Origin of the sequence: Winogradskyella sp. SYSU M77433, assembly GCF_029911945.1 — a bacterium.
GTDB lineage: Bacteria > Bacteroidota > Bacteroidia > Flavobacteriales > Flavobacteriaceae > Winogradskyella.
In genome coordinates this window covers 17,467-33,538 of record NZ_JARYTG010000002.1, presented here as the reverse complement: position 1 = coordinate 33,538, position 16,072 = coordinate 17,467, and the positions used below count along the sequence as shown (strand labels likewise).

Annotated in this window: 18 protein-coding genes; 9 read left to right on the top strand and 9 right to left on the bottom strand. The window is 32.9% G+C overall.

Annotated features, from left to right (window positions below; all coding sequences use genetic code 11):
- Positions 1 to 26 precede the first annotated feature (26 nt).
- The 3 genes from QGM60_RS03380 to QGM60_RS03370 form a co-directional block, all read right to left on the bottom strand.
- Positions 27 to 368 carry a hypothetical protein gene (locus QGM60_RS03380; protein WP_281138837.1) on the bottom strand — a complete coding sequence of 114 codons (342 nt, stop codon included), beginning with the start codon at positions 366 to 368 and terminating at the stop codon, positions 27 to 29.
- A gap of 96 nt (positions 369 to 464) precedes the next feature.
- Positions 465 to 911: a hypothetical protein gene (locus QGM60_RS03375; RefSeq protein ID WP_281138836.1), complete on the bottom strand. Its 447-nt coding sequence runs from the start codon at positions 909 to 911 to the stop codon at positions 465 to 467.
- A gap of 92 nt (positions 912 to 1,003) precedes the next feature.
- Positions 1,004 to 2,503: a hypothetical protein gene (locus QGM60_RS03370; RefSeq protein WP_281138835.1), complete on the bottom strand. Its 1,500-nt coding sequence runs from the start codon at positions 2,501 to 2,503 to the stop codon at positions 1,004 to 1,006.
- A 151-nt stretch (positions 2,504 to 2,654) separates the two neighbouring features.
- Between QGM60_RS03370 and QGM60_RS03365 the strand changes: the two genes are divergently transcribed.
- The 6 genes from QGM60_RS03365 to QGM60_RS03340 all read left to right on the top strand — a co-directional run bounded on the left by QGM60_RS03365 (position 2,655) and on the right by QGM60_RS03340 (position 6,050).
- Positions 2,655 to 2,837, top strand: a complete 183-nt coding sequence (locus QGM60_RS03365; RefSeq protein ID WP_281138834.1) for a hypothetical protein — start codon at positions 2,655 to 2,657, stop codon at positions 2,835 to 2,837.
- A gap of 2 nt (positions 2,838 to 2,839) precedes the next feature.
- Positions 2,840 to 3,307, top strand: coding sequence for a hypothetical protein (locus QGM60_RS03360; RefSeq protein ID WP_281138832.1), 468 nt, complete (start codon positions 2,840 to 2,842; stop codon positions 3,305 to 3,307).
- Positions 3,308 to 3,339: 32 nt separating this feature from the next.
- The gene (locus QGM60_RS03355; RefSeq protein ID WP_281138831.1) at positions 3,340 to 3,819 is read left to right on the top strand and encodes a hypothetical protein; all 480 of its coding nucleotides are present in this window, start codon (positions 3,340 to 3,342) and stop codon (positions 3,817 to 3,819) included.
- A 73-nt stretch (positions 3,820 to 3,892) separates the two neighbouring features.
- Positions 3,893 to 4,162 (top strand): hypothetical protein, encoded by a 270-nt coding sequence (locus QGM60_RS03350; protein WP_281138830.1) that lies wholly within the window; start codon positions 3,893 to 3,895, stop codon positions 4,160 to 4,162.
- A gap of 11 nt (positions 4,163 to 4,173) precedes the next feature.
- On the top strand, positions 4,174 to 5,460 hold the full coding sequence (locus QGM60_RS03345; RefSeq protein ID WP_281138829.1) for a DUF2157 domain-containing protein: 1,287 nt from the start codon (positions 4,174 to 4,176) through the stop codon (positions 5,458 to 5,460).
- Between the two features lie 20 nt (positions 5,461 to 5,480).
- Positions 5,481 to 6,050 carry a GDYXXLXY domain-containing protein gene (locus QGM60_RS03340; RefSeq protein ID WP_281138828.1) on the top strand — a complete coding sequence of 190 codons (570 nt, stop codon included), beginning with the start codon at positions 5,481 to 5,483 and terminating at the stop codon, positions 6,048 to 6,050.
- Positions 6,051 to 6,160: 110 nt separating this feature from the next.
- Here the strand turns inward: QGM60_RS03340 and QGM60_RS03335 are convergent, their stop codons facing one another.
- From QGM60_RS03335 to QGM60_RS03315, 5 genes are all read right to left on the bottom strand, one after another.
- Positions 6,161 to 8,641, bottom strand: a complete 2,481-nt coding sequence (locus QGM60_RS03335) for a zinc-dependent metalloprotease (RefSeq protein ID WP_281138827.1) — start codon at positions 8,639 to 8,641, stop codon at positions 6,161 to 6,163.
- A gap of 185 nt (positions 8,642 to 8,826) precedes the next feature.
- Positions 8,827 to 10,518, bottom strand: a complete 1,692-nt coding sequence (gene lysS, locus QGM60_RS03330; RefSeq protein ID WP_281138826.1) for a lysine--tRNA ligase — start codon at positions 10,516 to 10,518, stop codon at positions 8,827 to 8,829.
- 79 nt (positions 10,519 to 10,597) lie between these two features.
- Entirely contained in the window at positions 10,598 to 11,485 is an 888-nt protein-coding gene (locus QGM60_RS03325; RefSeq protein ID WP_281138825.1) for a hypothetical protein, read from the bottom strand.
- Between the two features lie 107 nt (positions 11,486 to 11,592).
- On the bottom strand, positions 11,593 to 12,000 hold the full coding sequence (locus tag QGM60_RS03320; protein ID WP_281138824.1) for a DUF1573 domain-containing protein: 408 nt from the start codon (positions 11,998 to 12,000) through the stop codon (positions 11,593 to 11,595).
- Between the two features lie 109 nt (positions 12,001 to 12,109).
- Positions 12,110 to 13,168: a LuxR C-terminal-related transcriptional regulator gene (locus QGM60_RS03315; protein WP_281138823.1), complete on the bottom strand. Its 1,059-nt coding sequence runs from the start codon at positions 13,166 to 13,168 to the stop codon at positions 12,110 to 12,112.
- A gap of 226 nt (positions 13,169 to 13,394) precedes the next feature.
- On the opposite strand from QGM60_RS03315, the gene QGM60_RS03310 reads away from it, so the two are divergent.
- From QGM60_RS03310 to lipB, 3 genes are all read left to right on the top strand, one after another.
- Positions 13,395 to 13,553 (top strand): YqaE/Pmp3 family membrane protein, encoded by a 159-nt coding sequence (locus tag QGM60_RS03310; RefSeq protein WP_281138822.1) that lies wholly within the window; start codon positions 13,395 to 13,397, stop codon positions 13,551 to 13,553.
- A gap of 133 nt (positions 13,554 to 13,686) precedes the next feature.
- Positions 13,687 to 14,436 (top strand): hypothetical protein, encoded by a 750-nt coding sequence (locus QGM60_RS03305; RefSeq protein WP_281138821.1) that lies wholly within the window; start codon positions 13,687 to 13,689, stop codon positions 14,434 to 14,436.
- Between the two features lie 4 nt (positions 14,437 to 14,440).
- Positions 14,441 to 15,139, top strand: coding sequence for a lipoyl(octanoyl) transferase LipB (lipB, locus tag QGM60_RS03300; RefSeq protein ID WP_281138820.1), 699 nt, complete (start codon positions 14,441 to 14,443; stop codon positions 15,137 to 15,139).
- On the opposite strand, the gene QGM60_RS03295 is transcribed toward lipB, so the two are convergent.
- Positions 15,136 to 16,068, bottom strand: a complete 933-nt coding sequence (locus tag QGM60_RS03295; RefSeq protein WP_281138819.1) for an ion channel — start codon at positions 16,066 to 16,068, stop codon at positions 15,136 to 15,138. The genes lipB and QGM60_RS03295 overlap by 4 nt on opposite strands.
- Positions 16,069 to 16,072 lie beyond the last annotated feature (4 nt).

Here is a 16,072-nt window from a genome sequence, read left to right as displayed (position 1 = left end):
TTTTATGATTCAATTTTATCTAAGAACTAATCTTGAGATAGAGTCTTGTATCTTGTGTATTGCTCATCGGTTAAAATAGCTTTCAATTCTGTATCTAACCTTTTTTCATTTTTTTCTATCTCAGCAGGTAATGTGTTTTCATTTCTTGAAAAACCTAGCTTAGCAGAATAGTATGTTTTTAAAACTTCATAGACATTATCTCTTTGAGTATTATCAAACTTTAAAGCTCTTCTAAGAGTTTCTGTTTTTTCAGAAGCTTGCGCATTTACTTCTACTTTATCTTGTAACTTAGTGTTTTGTGCAGTAAGGGTTTGGTTGCCAATAAACATAGCAAACACAAATAAGCAAAGTGTAATTACCTTTTTCATTATGGATTATTTAGTTATTTGCTACTAATGTAACAATTTTATTTAATTAAAATAAAAAAGATTCGCCTAAGCGAATCTTTTTTATGAAAAACTGTTTTATTTACTACGTTTTTTGTGTTTTCCTTTTTTGCCGTGATGTCTAGACTTCATTTTTTCAAATTTTGCGTACTGCTTATCTGTTAAAATGCTTTTCATTTCGCGCTTCATTGCAATTTGCTCATCAAGTCTCTGGTTTTGCATTTTTATAAAGTCTTCTTTAGACGGTTTTGTCTTTTCTTCACCTTGTTTAGCCTTGTAAGCCTCTCTTTTTTGTTTATGAGTCTTTGCTTGCTCTAAAAGAAGTTTATGAACTTTTTTCTGTTGTGCATCTGTTAGGTCTAAATCTAATGTTAATCGTTTAGATTTTAAATCAGCAATTTCGGTAGGAGTCATGTCTTTGAATTTTTCATGTCTCTCACTACGGTTTTCGCGCTTTTCATTTCTTTCCTGTGCCATTCCATTTAAAGTAAATAGAGCTAGGGCAACAACTAATAATTTTTTCATTTCTATTGTAATTTTAAGTTTTATACCCTTTAGACTTTTAGTGAGGAATAGCGTTTAAATTAAGTTTTGTTTTTAACACGAAATTTAACATTTTAAGACGATTTTAGTAGGTTTAGCGTGGTTCTATAAAGGTTTTTAGAGTCTATTTTGCTTTTAATCCAGGCATAGAAACTTATAATAAAAATATCTTCATCCTTGAGAGATGTCCATTTAAAGGTAGTTTCAATCTTTTCTTTAAACTGAGTTTGAGATGCAACTTCGGGTTTTAAATAATAGTGTTCTGCTATATTGATGAAATTTAGGAGTCGAAACTGATCAATCTTTTTTAAATATTTGGTGTATTTACGCTTAAAGCTCTTCAATCTTGAGAAGAATAGATCGTCTTCGTTTAATTCGATATGTAGTAATATTTCTGCTAGGTTTTTTTTAATAACCCAGTCAATTCCGACTTTTTCAATGTACCATTTATCTGTGTGATAGAATTTAGATAGAATACTTTTTGCCTTCGAAAAGTCTTCTTTTTGAAAATAGAACATTAGCAAGGATAAATGAAGATCTAGTTGTGATTCTAAATCAACATGCTTCTTTTTTATTGCAGATTCTACTAAGGCTATGGCTTCATTTTGCTGGTCGCTAAAATTGAGATTTAATGCTTCTACTAGGGTTTTCTTAAGAATGAAGCTCTTGTGGTACATTCCTTTTTTTGAGAGCATAAGCTCTTCCATTTCTTTGATGTAAATTAAGGAAAGATTAAACTTTTTGTTTCTGAAAAGGGTATTTGCTATGATATAAACGATATGAATCTGGTAATACAACTGTTTGTCTGTATTCTTTTTGTTCTTCAAAATTTGATAGCTTTTAAGAACAAAGTCTTCAATCTGAAAGTATTTTGTAGTGACCAATGCAGAAATATTGGCTATGGCAATAATTTGGTATAATGATTTAAATGAAAGAGATTCATTCAACTCAATGTTGTGCTCATCAAAAGTACTTTGGAGTATATGCTCAATATTTATGATTTTTCCTTGATAGGTTATTTCGTTTAGTATGGTTTTTAATTTCGCATAAACAATGTTCAATCGATCTTCTAATAGGTGTTTTTCCTGATTTTCCTTTTGTTTTAGAATTAAACTTTCTAGATCAATCTTTGGATAATTTGGTGCGTACTGAATTTTAGTGTGGTAAATTTCATTAAGCATCGGGAATAATAGATGTTCATCTGCAAGTCGTTCTGCTTTATCCAGGATTTTGTAAGCGATGTTGTAATTTTTTTGAAGTAAATAAGTACGTGAAGCCAAAATGTATTTAATAATGAGCATTTCGGTGGAATTTTCATCTTCAAGATTTTTGTTTGCTGTAAAATCTATCAATGATTGAAAAAGCCGCTTTCTTAAGGCGTGATATGCGTTGCTCTTACCGTTTTTATATAAATGGTGACAAATAGCCTCAGGATTACTTTCTCCTCTTGCAATTAGCTGAAAGAGTTTTATGTTTTTGGAGTCTTTGCGTTTGTTTTTCTTCTCTAAATACGCAATGAATTTTTGTTGTTCTTCAGGGCTAAATGTATTAATTATTGAATGTAATGCTATCATTTAATCGTCATATTTAAAATGATTAGTTCAATAAAAATAAAGGTTTTTATTAATATTTGTAAAAATATATCGTCAGTAATTTTAAAAATTAAGTTTTTATAATACGCTGTTTGATTGCAGATTTGTACTGTAATCATTAAAACAAAGTATTATGATATCTCATTTCAATTTCACAAAAAAAGAGCTCTTATCAGCAGGTATTTTTTTTGCTATTCTTGGTTGTATAGCTATTAATTCTCAGAATATATCTAGCTATCTAATCGATGCATATAATCATAAAGTAGAGTACTTGGCTAATAATACTGTTGCCAGTACAAATATTTTGAGATACTAAAAATGAAGCAGAAGAGCTTGAATATGGCTTTCTTTATTACTGTAGGAATATCTATAGTCGTTTTTGTGTATCTGGTCTTTTTGGGATATGATGAGATAAAAACCTTAAAAGATGTGGTAAAGATTATAGCTTCTATTTTCTTTCCAATACCAATTCTCTTTTTTATAAGGTTTGTAGTAATTGAACATTTTCTACCCGTAAACTCAGATGAATACAAAGTAAAGAATCAAAAGCCTGCAATAATTTTATTAGTTATTTCTGTTGTACTTGTTTTGTTATCAATGCAACTAATGGAGTTTCTGACTCAGAAGAAGCTTGAAGATGCTTTAATACTAGCGCATCTTATAAATTCAACATCAATAAGCTCTTACGTGTTTAATTTCTTATTGTATAATAACTTAAAAGCCAATGGTATATTAAGTGGATTACTTATGGCTTTAGCAATTCATATTTTCTTTTTATCCGCTTAAAACTAAATGTACAATCATCAAATTTTAATATTATGGAAACCATTAAATCATTAAAAAAACAAACTAATTCAGGAAAACGGGAGTTGCTGTTTACATTTCAAACAATTATAGTTACAGGACTTCTAGCATTTACAGCTATTGCTTTTTTCTTCTATAACAATTTAAGCGTTGTTAAAGGTATTAAGGTTGTTTTTGCCCCATTTTTATCAGTAGTCCCTTTGCTATTTGTTCTTTCTATTTTAAGAGATTTAAGAAAAGGGTTTATAGAAGGTAATTATACCAAGCAAGATATTATAAAATTCGGATTAATAACCTTGGGAATAACAGCATCTTTTACAGGAATAACACTATTACTCTCTAAGATTGATGCGTTGGAAATTCTTCTTGCAGGTATTATTGCTATTCTAAGCATTGTATTTTTTCTTCGAAGCAAAATCAAAGACATTTTAGGTATGTCTATTGTCACAGGTATTGCCGAAGGTATTATTGTATATATGATTTTTTTGTTTTGATGATTGGTTAGTTAGTAACCCCAAAACCTCGCAGAATGGTTTAGAGCTGCGAGGTTTTAAATTCGAAAAAGAAATGAAAATAGATTGTATAAAAAGTATAATATTAATCCTATTAGGATTTTTAACTATCCCATTATTAGAAATTCTTCCAGTTGCAGGCGGAGGCGCTTCTTTAATAATTGTAATTACAATTCCTTTTCTTCTTCTAGTAAGTTTAATAATGACAATGGTTTATTCATTATATTACAATAAGAAGAAAAATGAAAAGACAAAAAGGAGAGCTTTTGTAATTATGGCTTTAACTCTAATAGCTCTAAATCTGCTATTATTTCCTCATAGATAAATTTAAAGGGTATGAAATCAAAACTATTAAACGATATATCAGAACTTTTAGAGAACAAAATAATTTCTCAAGAAGTAGCCTCAAATATCACAGCGTATTATAAATCGAAGGAAGATGACCAGCCTAATAGATTATTTACCGTTTTCGGAGTCTTGGGTGCTACATTAGTTGGGTTGGGTATTATTCTAATTCTAGCGCATAATTGGGATAATCTATCAAGATTAATAAAAACCGTTTTTGCATTTATACCACTTGTTATTGCACAACTAGTATCAGGTTACTCTATTTATAAAGAGAAAAGTCAGGTATGGAAGGAATCTTCAGGTACGTTTCTCTTTTTCGCCATTGGAGCATCTATTGCACTGGTGAGTCAGATTTATAATATTCCTGGTGATTTAGGTGGCTTTTTGTTTACATGGATAGTACTGGCATTACCCTTAATTTATCTGTTCAATTCTAAAGCAGTGTCAATTCTGGTCGTTATATTTGCAAGTTATTATGCTTGCGAGTTAGGATACGATTTTGGGTATGAGAATAAGACTCCTTGGTTGTATTTAGTCTTTGTTATAGCAACACTTCCGTTTTACTTAAAGTTGCTAAAAACATCACCTATTACTAATTCAACCTCCATCTTTAATTGGCTTTATGCTATAAGCTTTACTGTTGTTTTAAGTGCTTTTATAAGTAGTAATTGGTCTGTTGGCTTTTTAATGTATGCTATGCTGTTTGGTGTTTTTTATAATCTAGGTAAATTACCTATTTACAAAAATCAACAGTTAAGGCGCAATAGCTTTACTGTTATTGGGTCTTTAGGCGCTGTTGTTTTGTTAATCATTCTATCTTTCAATATTGTTTGGGATGAGATTTTAGTATTGGCTTCTATAGCCATTCACACTCAAGAAATGATAATTGCTACTGTTTTATTTGTATTGGCATTTATGATTTTACTATATACCAAAAAGAAAGAAAAAGCAGAAAGCTTTAATCTGTTTCAATATGTCTTTTTAATTGTTGCGATTATATTCTTTATAGGCATAGCAAATGCCATTGCAGCTACTGTTTTAACCAATATTTTGCTTTTGGTTTTAGGGCTTTCAGCTATTAAAATAGGTGCAGATACATTTAGGTTTAGTGTGCTTAATTACGGTTTGTTGATTGTAACCGCAGTTGTAGTCTGTCGCTTTTTTGATATAGATATAGGTTTTGAAGTTAAGGGGCTTCTTTTCGTAGCTGTCGGATTTGGATTTTTCTTAACCAATTATATTATGCTAAAAAAGAAGAAAGAATTAAATCGTTAGAAATCTAAAAATTTAAACACATGAAAACTATACACATATTTATATTATTCTTAGTCGTGGTATTGGTGCAGTTATTTGTGCCTTCAAAAATGATTTTTGACAGAGAAAATGTTTTAGAAGCAGGAGTTACCTATAAGTTTAAAACACAACCCGTTGATCCAAATGATCCATTTAGAGGGAAGTACATTACCTTAAACTATGAAATGGATTCAGCTAAAACTAACGATATAACATGGGAACAAGGAGAAACAATTTTAGTTTATCTTGAAAAAGATAGTTTAGGCTTTGCTAGAGTTCATAGTGTGAGCAAGGAGCAAAAGTCTTCTGACAGAGATTATGTAAAAGCAAAAGTCCGTTGGAATTATGGGAATTCAGATACTGTTAATTTCGAATTACCTTTTAATCGTTTTTATATGGAGGAATCTAAGGCTAAACCAGCTGAAGATATTTACAGAAAATACAACAGACAAGGCAACAATAAAAGTGAGACTTATGCTTTAGTTGCTGTTAAAACTGGGAAAGCTGTCTTAAAAGATGTCTTTATAAACGATAAGCCAATTGTGTATTATATAGAAAGAGATAATGAATAAGAGTTGATGTTTTTTTAGAATACTAATATAGCTTTTTTAAAGTCTGACTTAGATAATAAAAAAGGCTTCAAATTTCTTTGAAGCCTTTTTTATCTATTCTAAAAACTAAACTATTTAGGATCTAGAATTAAATTAATTCTTTCTATCGCGTCAGCAATATGAATTCTACTCATAGCATCTCCACCACGAGCCGAACGCAATTGACTGCGTAAAGTCTTTAATTCTGCTCTTACAACAGCTCTAATATCAGATTGACTTGTGTTAACAGCAGTAGCTTTCATATAAGGACTAGGTGATCTTCCACTTTGGTTTTCAGCAGTCATTAAATATTCTAATCTGTCAATATGCGCACGTTGAAGATTACGTCTGTAAGTATCTATTTTCTTACCTGTACGTAATTCACTCCAAATACCTTTGCGTAAATCGCTCATCATGTCAGTTAATGAATAAGCATCGCTGTCATAAGTATAAGCTTCAGTAAGACGTTGCATTTTTCCTAAGCTAAGAATATTATTTAAAGTTCTAGCTTGTAAAGCACGTACACGCTCAACTGAACCAGAATACTCAATTCTGTCAAAAATATTTTTGTCAATTAACCAATCTGGTGTATCAAATAAATTGTCTTGTAGAAATTGCATAGCCTCTTTTTGGTGCGCTTTTGGAACTGGAGTATAAACGGCACCTTCTTGGTCAGCTGTTTTGTAATACTCATAAACACCACCAATGTTATTAGACACATGACCCATGTAACGGTTAAATTGAGAAACTACATGGCCATACATTTCTTCTAAATCGTCATAATCTTCACCGGCTTCTGTAGTCCATTCAATTAAGTTAGGAACAATACGCTTAAGGTTTTTAATACCATATTCACTAGCTAGCATAGCATTATCACCTAAATCTTCAGTTTGAGAACTTGGATCGTGAATATCGCCTACTTGTTGGTGTCCAAAACGATACATTGGGTCACCAGCGTGCTCAGTAATCCATTCGTTTAGAATTGGTTTTTCTTCCTCAGGAGATTTATCTAAAATAGGTCTGTAACCCCAAGCAATAGCATACTTATCGTAAATACCAATATTTGGCATTAAAGCTACACCTTCATCACCTGGTTGTGCAACGTAATTGAAACGTGCATAGTCCATTATTGAAGGAGCGGTTCCATATTTTTGAGTAAACTCAGCATCTCTAAGTTTTTCAACTGGGTAAGCAACACTACTTCCCATGTTGTGCGGTAATCCTAAAGTATGTCCAACTTCATGAGCTGATACAAAACGAATCAAACGTCCCATAACTTCATCTTTAAACTGTGGACTCTGTGCATCTGGATTAATAGCAGCAGTCTGTACAAAGAACCAACCACGTAACAAAGACATTACATTATGGTACCAGTTAATATCACTTTCTAAAATTTCACCAGTTCTTGGATCACTTACGTGAGGTCCGTTTGCATTAGGAATTGGTGATGCCAAATAACGTACTACAGAATAACGTACGTCTTCTGGACTCCACTCAGGGTCTTCTTCAACAGATGGTGGATCTTTAGCAATTATAGCTTCCTTAAAGCCTGCTGCTTCAAAAGCAACTTGCCAATCTTCAATCCCTTGTTTAATGTATTTTCTCCATTTTTCTGGAGTCGCTCTATCGATGTAATAAACGATTTGTTTCTTAGGAACTACTAACTCTCCTCGTTTAAACTTTTCAATATCCTCATCTCTAACCTCAAGTCTCCAACGATCTAGATAAGTTAGGGTTTTGCTTTTTTGATCTTCTAAACCATAATCGGTTGTACCACTTGTAAACCAACCTACACGCTCATCAAAATAACGACGTTTCATTGGGTTGTCTGGTAGTAAAACCATTGAGTTATTGATTTCTATAGAAATTGTTCCTGTGCTAGAATTTGAAGGTGGACGACCAGCTGCATAAGTTTTTACGTGGCGTGCTTCAATATTTCTAGGGTAACTTTTAATGCTTTCTATGAAAGATTTATCACCTTCTAAACGCGTAACTCTGTATCCCGTTCTTCTGAATTGTGGTAAACCAAGAGATTTTACATCTTTTTCAAATAAAGGTGTCGCATCGATAACAGTACTCGTAGAATCTTTGCTAAACGCTTTTATTGGAAAAGTAAATAATACTGGTTCAAAATTAGAATTCTTTACGGCTTCATTTACAGGTAAAGAATCGGCAGCAGTAACGTTGTAAGATACAACACGAAGAATTACTTTTTTGTCTTTCTTTTCCCAACGTAGTACTTGCTCGTTTTGTTTACCTCCACCAAAACCAAGTCCGGCAGCAGTTTTAGAAATACGAGTAACCATTAACATTTCTCTATCGAATAGAGAATCTGGGATTTCGTAAAAGAACTTATCATCTAAAGTGTGAACCGTAAATAAACCAGCATCACTTTTGGCTTCTTTGGTAATAACTTTGCTGTAAGGTTGTGGGTCGTTTTTGCCAGGTTTTTTTCCGGCAGGTTTAGCCATAGCTGTGGCATCTTTTGATTTGCCTGCTTTCTTAGCCGTAGAACACGAAAATGCTAAAAAAGCCGACGCTACAAAGAGTAGCTTGATTGATAGATGTTTCAAAATTGTCGGTTTTAGTAAATTTTGCTGAAAATACGGATTCCACTAAGAATCTTTCAAAACGAAATTTGATTTTAGTATTTTTTTAACGTGTTTTTAAAGATTTAACCCATTTTTTAAAAATTGAGATAACAAAAAAGGAACTTCATTTCTGAAATTCCTTTTGTCATTTTAAATTTATATGAAGTTTACACAACTTCTACAAACAAACCGTCATCCGTTTTTTCAACTTTGGCTAATTTGTTTTTTGTCAGTTCTTTAATGGTTTTGTCCCACTTTTTGTTACTTAAACCAGACTGTGCTTTTAATTCTGAAAGCTCTATTTTTTCAGCATCTTTTAATGCTTTTAAAACCACTTTGGCATCGTCACTGATAGCTAAAGGTTTCTTTTCTGGTTTCATCTGAGGGAAAAACAATACCTCTTGAATACTCTGGTTATTAGTTAGGAACATAATTAAACGATCCATGCCAATTCCCATACCTGATGTTGGAGGCATACCGTATTCTAAAGCACGCAAAAAGTCAAAATCAATAAACTCTGTAGCTTCATCATCACCTTTCTGAGCTAATTTTAATTGATGCTCAAAACGTTCGCGCTGGTCTATTGGATCATTGAGCTCTGAGTAAGCATTCGCGATTTCTTTACCGCAAACCATCAGCTCAAAACGCTCTGTTAATTCAGGATTGTCTCTGTGTTCTTTACACAATGGACTCATTTCTTTTGGGTAATCTGTAATGAACGTTGGTTGTATGTAATTGCCTTCACATTTTTCACCAAAAATTTCATCAATCAATTTGCCTTTACCCATAGTGTCATCCACTTCAATCCCCATATCTTTTGCAGCAGCTCTTATTTCAGCTTCTGTTTTATTATAAATATCAAAACCAGTGAATTCTAAAATAGAATCACGCATAGAAATACGCTTGTATGGCGCTTTAAAGTTAATTTTATGCTCGCCAAAAGTAGCTTCAGATGTGCCGTTCACGGCAATAGCACAATGTTCTAAAAGTTGCTCGCAGAAATCCATCATCCAATTGTAATCTTTGTAAGATACATAGATTTCCATTGCGGTAAATTCTGGATTATGCGTACGATCCATACCTTCGTTACGGAAGTTTTTAGAAAACTCATAAACTCCATCAAACCCACCAACAATCAAACGTTTTAAATAAAGTTCGTTGGCAATTCTCATGTATAATGGAATGTCCAGACTGTTATGGTGTGTAATAAACGGTCTTGCAGCCGCACCGCCAGGAATAGGTTGAAGGATTGGTGTTTCAACTTCAAAATAACCTGCATCGTTAAAGAATTGACGCATAGCATTAAAAAGTTTTGTGCGTTTTACAAAAACTTCTTTAACGTGCGGATTTACAACTAAATCTGCATAGCGCTGTCTGTAACGTTGCTCAGGATCGGTAAATGCATCATGAACATTTCCGTCAGCATCTACACGAGGTTGTGGTAATGGTTTCAAAGCTTTGCTTAATAACGTAAAGTCTTTTACCATTACAGTTTTTTCACCAACTTTAGTTTTAAAAAGTTCCCCTTCAATACCAATGAAATCACCAATATCTAATAGCTTTTTATAAACATCGTTATATTTAGATTTGTCCTCTCCGGTACAAATTTCATCTCTATTAAAATACACCTGAATGCGACCTTCGCTATCTTGTAATTCAGCAAAACTCGCATTACCTTGAATTCTACGCGACATTAATCTACCTGCAATAACCACCTTTTTACCTTCTTCAAATTCAGATTTTATCTGTTTTGAAGTATGGTCTAATGGAAATAAATCTGCTGGGTAAGGATTGATTCCTAAACCTCTTAATTTCTCTAACTTCTCGCGTCTTACTAATTCTTGTTCTGAAAGTTGCATTCTTGTAATTTTAGAATCCTAGCTTTTTTAGATAGGAAGATGCAAAATTACATTTTTTAACAGAAATGGAAATACCTTTTTAATGAGATTTTATGACTTCTAGGTTTTCTTTTAAGTCTTCATTTTCAGGATGAATTTCTAAAGCCTTTTCCAATACTTTTATGGCTTCATCTTTTTTGCCATTAACCCCTAACGTATTGGCTAAACTCATGTAGGTTCCAGGTTCTTTTGGAAATAGTTTTGTATTGAACTTAAATACTGCAATAGCCTCTTCTATTTTTCCTTTGGAATATAGCACGCGACCGTAGGTGTTGAGCTCATACATACTTGTGACTTTACCATCGAATTGCTTTAGAATCTTCTCGCTTTTTTTCTCTAACCCTTTAATGCCTTTTTTATTTAAAACAGCGTCGATTTCTGAAACAATTTGATAGTTAGGTTTGTAATTGTTGCTCGAGATGATTTGCTTAATGTCTTTTTCAAAACTTGTAACAGGATGCTCAACAATACGATTTACTTCTTTACCATTTTTATAAAAAATAATGGTTGGTACGCGATGAATGTTTAGGCCAGCTTCTTCGTGTTGAGGGCTTTGTTTATACAAGCTAGATGAACTGCTCACTGCAATAACAGTCAACTGATCCATTGGGAAATTGCAAGCTTCTAAAACCTTATAAAGTCTTGGGACTTCTTTTTTACTGTCGCCACACCAAGTCCCCATAAATACAGTTATGTTGTAGTTTTTTAAGTCTGAAGCAATGTCATTTACAAGTTTTTGGTTAGGCTTGTAGTCTTCAAAGTTTGTGTTAAACCAAGAGGAATAGTTATCACTTTCTAAGCCTGATTTGTCTATTTGTCCTAGTAAATATGGTGCTTCACCTTCTTCGATGATTTCTTGATTTATGGTTTGAGCATTTAGATGAAATGCCAATAAGAGTATGATTGTTAAAATACTGTTCGTTTTCATGATTGATATATTGATTTAATATCAGCTTGAGCGCAGTCGAAAGATTTTGTTTAGCGCTAAAAAATAGTTTCGACTATGAACGATCTGACTGTTAGTTTGATAAAAAATTACTTGCTTGTTACTATATTCCCTTTAATCTTTAGGATTTTATTCCCTCCTTCAGCATTGGAAATTACCGTAATGGTTTTTGTAAAAGCACCTAATCTTTTAGTGTCATATTTTATTTGTAGTTCGCCTGTTTCACCTGGTGCAATAGGTGCTTTGGAATAGCTAGGTACTGTACAGCCACAACTTGTCTTAACTTGGGTAATTAATAATTCAGCATCACCTGTGTTTGTGAAGGTGAAGGTTCTTCTACCTTCGGAATGTTGCTCAATAGTTCCGTAATCAATGACTTCGGTTTTGAATTTAAGAACGGCAATTTTGGTGTCGTACTTATCGAATTCTGTTGATATTGCATTAAAAAGTGATAATGCAAAAATTAAAACTAAGGATAGATTTAATACGCGTTTCATGATTAAAATAAATTTTGATTAATAATGAAACAAACATCAATGGAATAAGCGGAAAATCTAAAAAATCAGGGTTGGAAATCGGTACTAGTACCTAGGTTGAATTTTGTAATTACTTGGCAAACAGGGATTTTGCGTCATCTCTAGATTGCACTTCTAACTTCTTGTAAATGTTGTTGATGTGTGTTTTTACAGTACTAACACTCAAAAAAAGTGCTTCAGCAATATCTTTGTTGGTCTTGTCTTCTAGCAAATGTTCTAAAACAACTTGCTCTTGTTTTGAGAGTTTAGATTTTAAATCCTCAGTTTTGGACTGCTTTTGTTTCCAAGTTTTGAGGAATAAAAACAGATTCAATAAAACCGAAATAGCTAACAAAAAGTAAAGTAAAATATTCCAATTTGAATTTGATAAAGTGCCATTAAACGACGCTAACATATAACGATCAGCAGCCAATTCATTCTTGTACTGCACAGTGTAAGGTGCATTGGGATAAGTCTCTTCTAGTCGAGTTTCTAGATTATCATAATAGGTACTGTTTTGTAAATCTTCAACGTAGTAACTATGCAAATCACTACTTCTATCTGATAAATAGGCAAAAATTGCTAACTCAGCAATGGGTTCATTTAGTGCTTCTCCGTAAGCTTGTAAAGCTTTAAACCATTTTTTATTGTTCAGTTTTCTGTTGGCTTCAGTCCGCACTTCACTGTAAGCAAAACGCATATCGTTTTTAAGAGAATCTATTTTTACAAAAGCGTTAGACTTAGGATTGCTAGATTCAACCGAACAGAAGACTTGGTTTCCGAAAGAAAACGGCAATTTAATAGTGTCTGTATTGTTAGCGATGAACAATAATTCTTCGCTTTCACTGCAATGACCGTTAAAGTGATTAATGTCTTTTTGCATGTCAGAACACTTATCTACATGAATACGATAGATTCTGTTTTCAGCATCGAGCATATTGCCTTTAAATTCAAAAAAACCTGTAGAATCCGCAGATGTTTTCGCAATAATTTGCTCGGCATATACGCCAGACATTTTTCGGTAATCTTCCACAATAGACAAGTATACAGAGTTTTGCCACTCATCTTTATTGATATAGCCAGAAAATGAATATTGCGCACTCGCAAAAAGTGAAATGAATAGAAAGATGAATAAAAGTCTGAGTCGCATGAAAACGAAACTACGTAATTTTATAATATTTTGAAATAGTAGGCTTTGATTCTGTAACAAATTTGTTTGGTTATCGACTTATGAAGTACTTGATTATTTTATTGAAAATTGTCACACTGAGCTTGTCGAAGTGAATTAGAGGTCATTTCGTTTTTACGGCTTTGATAAGTTCAGTTTGGCAAAATCTTTAAGGTCAAGTTCATCATCAAATCAAAAAACAAAAATTATGAGTATCTGGCGCGTTATATTGTCAATTATCTGCCCTCCTTTAGCTGTATTAGATAAAGGTTGTGGTTCTGTAGTTATCACCTTTTTATTATGGCTTTGTGGTTGGGTTCCGGGAGTAATAGCAGCTTTGGTAATTCTTAATAATCCTGAGCGATAATCCCCTTTTACTTTCACCAAAAGAGAAAAATTAGATTCGTCTTTAAAAATTTTATACAGGCTTTTTACACTCATAAAAGGACTTTATTTTATGTATCTTTGTGGTATGTTAAATAAGATGTTTTAAATTAATTATGAAAAAGGTTTTACTTGTTTGTTTATTATTTGCGGCTGTTTTTAGCTGTAATTTTTCTGAAAATATTTACATTAATGAAGATGGTACTGGCAAGATGGAGTTTTCTTTTGATGGCTCACAGCTGATGCAGATGGGCGGTGAAAAAATGGCAGGTGAAAGTGAAGAGCGTATAGATTCAACTATTGTTTTTAAAGATTTTTTTGAAGAAAAAAAGGATAGCATAGCTCAGTTAAGTAAAGAAGAACAAGATAAATTAAAAGCCTTAGAACCATTTACAATGACTATGCTTATGGATCCTGAGACTTCAGAATTGAAAATGAAAATTTTCAATGATTTTAAAGATGTCAATGAGTTGCAAGACATGTTTAAAGCTATGAATAATGTAAGCAATTTAAAAGGAAAAGGCGCAACAGATCCTATGGATAACAGCAATCCTTTTTCTTCATTTGGAGAAGATGGAGCAACAGATTTAAAATATAGATTTGATGGTAAAATTTTTAAAAGGGAAGCGACAATCGTAGATGAAGAAGCTTATAGTAAATTGACCGATAGTTTAGGTCAGTTAGAAATAATGTTTGGTGCTTCTAAATACAAATTGAACTATCACTTTCCTAGAAGGGTAAAGTCAGTTTCTAATGAAAAAGCTATGTTTAGCCAAGATGGAAAAACACTTACTCTTGAGTATGGCTTTATGGAATATTTAAAAAACCCAAAAGCACTAGATTTAGAAGTAATTTTAGAAGATTAAAGTTTTGAATAAAACCGTAAAACTAGAAGATTTAGGAGCTAAGGATTATAAAGATACTTGGGATTATCAAGAAGACCTTTTTAAATCTATTCTAGATACTAAAATAAAAAATAGAAGGGAGAATGCAGGTTTACAAACCCAAAACCATTTTCTTTTTGTGGAGCATCCGCACGTTTATACCCTTGGAAAAAGTGGTGACATATCTAACCTTTTATTGTCTGAAGAACAATTAGCCGAAAAAGGCGCGACGTTTTATAAAATTAATAGAGGCGGAGATATCACTTATCATGGTCCAGGGCAAATTGTAGGTTATCCTATTTTAGACTTGGATAATTTCTTTACTGACATTCATAAATACTTAAGGTTTTTAGAAGAAGTGATTATTCTCACTTTAGCCGATTATGGCTTAAATACTGAACGCAGTCCTGGTGAAACAGGGGTTTGGTTAGATGTAGGCACACCATTTGCGCGTAAAATTTGTGCTATGGGAGTACGTGCGAGTCGTTGGGTAACCATGCATGGTTTTGCCCTGAATGTCAATGCAGATTTAGGGTATTTTGATAATATTATTCCTTGTGGAATTAGAGGAAAAGCTGTAACGTCTTTAAATAACGAGCTTGGTGTGGAAACCGTTGATGAAGCAGCGGTAAAAGAGAAAATTTTAAAGCACTTTAGTACCCTTTTTGAAGCCGAGTTTGTTTAGTTCAACGTGGCACTCTCGCTTTCATTAATTCTGCTAACATCTACCAATGTTTTGCCATTGTGACGCTTAGCTGTGTAGACAAATTTTTGTCCCCATTCTATTTCTTCGGGTTTGTAAGACGATCTGGAATATACCATTTGGCCAGAGGATTCATCAAAAGCCTTCAGTGTAGTGATAAACTCTATATCTTTTTCGTTGTAATCTCTTTGATTTAAGCCGAAAAGCGGACTGTTTTCTTCAATAGGGTGAACTACGGTCCACATGGAAGGAAAAAACCTTACACTGTCTCTTTCTAGCTCTAGAATATGAAAATCCCTTAACTCCGAACTGTCACGTTTCATAGAAACACTAACATTGATTTCAACCTCTAACAATTCATTTTTTTGAGGATTTACCAATCTAAACATAAAGCCGTTGATGTCTCTATATGGCGCAATCACAGCTTTTTCACTAAATTTAATTTTAGATATGGGTTTAGAAAATCTTCCGTACAATAAACCTGTGGCTAATGCAAAAAACAAAAGACCAAGTAGCGATTCTATTGCGGCAACTGTATTGGCTAAAAAGCCTAAAGGCGCCACTTGTCCATAGCCTAAAGTTGTTATAGTTTGGGCACTAAAAAAGAAAGCTTCCATAAACTGCTCAAAAGGCGAAATGCCACGTATACCTGTTAAGTTTTCTACTCCGATAAGACTGTAAATAGCAGCAAAAAAAGTGTTGACTAAAAGGTAGGTGAGTAGCACAAAACCAAAGAAATGCGACCATTTCATTGTAACCAAACTATGGAAGAAGTTTAAGCGCTCAAGAAAAGAAATGTTTGTTTTTTCTATGTTAAAACTACCATCCTTATTTAAAGAACGATACCCTTCTGAGGAGGACTTTTCGCCCAAGCCAAAATCTTCAAAATCTTCTTTATCTTGTTTTGCCATAAGG

Excerpts from the sequence above, each read along its gene's own strand:
- QGM60_RS03380 (WP_281138837.1), bottom strand. The coding sequence starts at position 368 with ATGAAAAAGGTAATTACACTTTGCTTATTTGTGTTTGCTATGTTTATT.
- QGM60_RS03375 (WP_281138836.1), bottom strand. The coding sequence starts at position 911 with ATGAAAAAATTATTAGTTGTTGCCCTAGCTCTATTTACTTTAAATGGA.
- QGM60_RS03370 (WP_281138835.1), bottom strand. The coding sequence starts at position 2,503 with ATGATAGCATTACATTCAATAATTAATACATTTAGCCCTGAAGAACAA.
- QGM60_RS03365 (WP_281138834.1), top strand. The coding sequence starts at position 2,655 with ATGATATCTCATTTCAATTTCACAAAAAAAGAGCTCTTATCAGCAGGT.
- QGM60_RS03360 (WP_281138832.1), top strand. The coding sequence starts at position 2,840 with ATGAAGCAGAAGAGCTTGAATATGGCTTTCTTTATTACTGTAGGAATA.
- QGM60_RS03355 (WP_281138831.1), top strand. The coding sequence starts at position 3,340 with ATGGAAACCATTAAATCATTAAAAAAACAAACTAATTCAGGAAAACGG.
- QGM60_RS03350 (WP_281138830.1), top strand. The coding sequence starts at position 3,893 with ATGAAAATAGATTGTATAAAAAGTATAATATTAATCCTATTAGGATTT.
- QGM60_RS03345 (WP_281138829.1), top strand. The coding sequence starts at position 4,174 with ATGAAATCAAAACTATTAAACGATATATCAGAACTTTTAGAGAACAAA.
- QGM60_RS03340 (WP_281138828.1), top strand. The coding sequence starts at position 5,481 with ATGAAAACTATACACATATTTATATTATTCTTAGTCGTGGTATTGGTG.
- lysS (WP_281138826.1), bottom strand. The coding sequence starts at position 10,518 with ATGCAACTTTCAGAACAAGAATTAGTAAGACGCGAGAAGTTAGAGAAA.
- QGM60_RS03325 (WP_281138825.1), bottom strand. The coding sequence starts at position 11,485 with ATGAAAACGAACAGTATTTTAACAATCATACTCTTATTGGCATTTCAT.
- QGM60_RS03320 (WP_281138824.1), bottom strand. The coding sequence starts at position 12,000 with ATGAAACGCGTATTAAATCTATCCTTAGTTTTAATTTTTGCATTATCA.
- QGM60_RS03315 (WP_281138823.1), bottom strand. The coding sequence starts at position 13,168 with ATGCGACTCAGACTTTTATTCATCTTTCTATTCATTTCACTTTTTGCG.
- QGM60_RS03310 (WP_281138822.1), top strand. The coding sequence starts at position 13,395 with ATGAGTATCTGGCGCGTTATATTGTCAATTATCTGCCCTCCTTTAGCT.
- QGM60_RS03305 (WP_281138821.1), top strand. The coding sequence starts at position 13,687 with ATGAAAAAGGTTTTACTTGTTTGTTTATTATTTGCGGCTGTTTTTAGC.
- QGM60_RS03295 (WP_281138819.1), bottom strand. The coding sequence starts at position 16,068 with ATGGCAAAACAAGATAAAGAAGATTTTGAAGATTTTGGCTTGGGCGAA.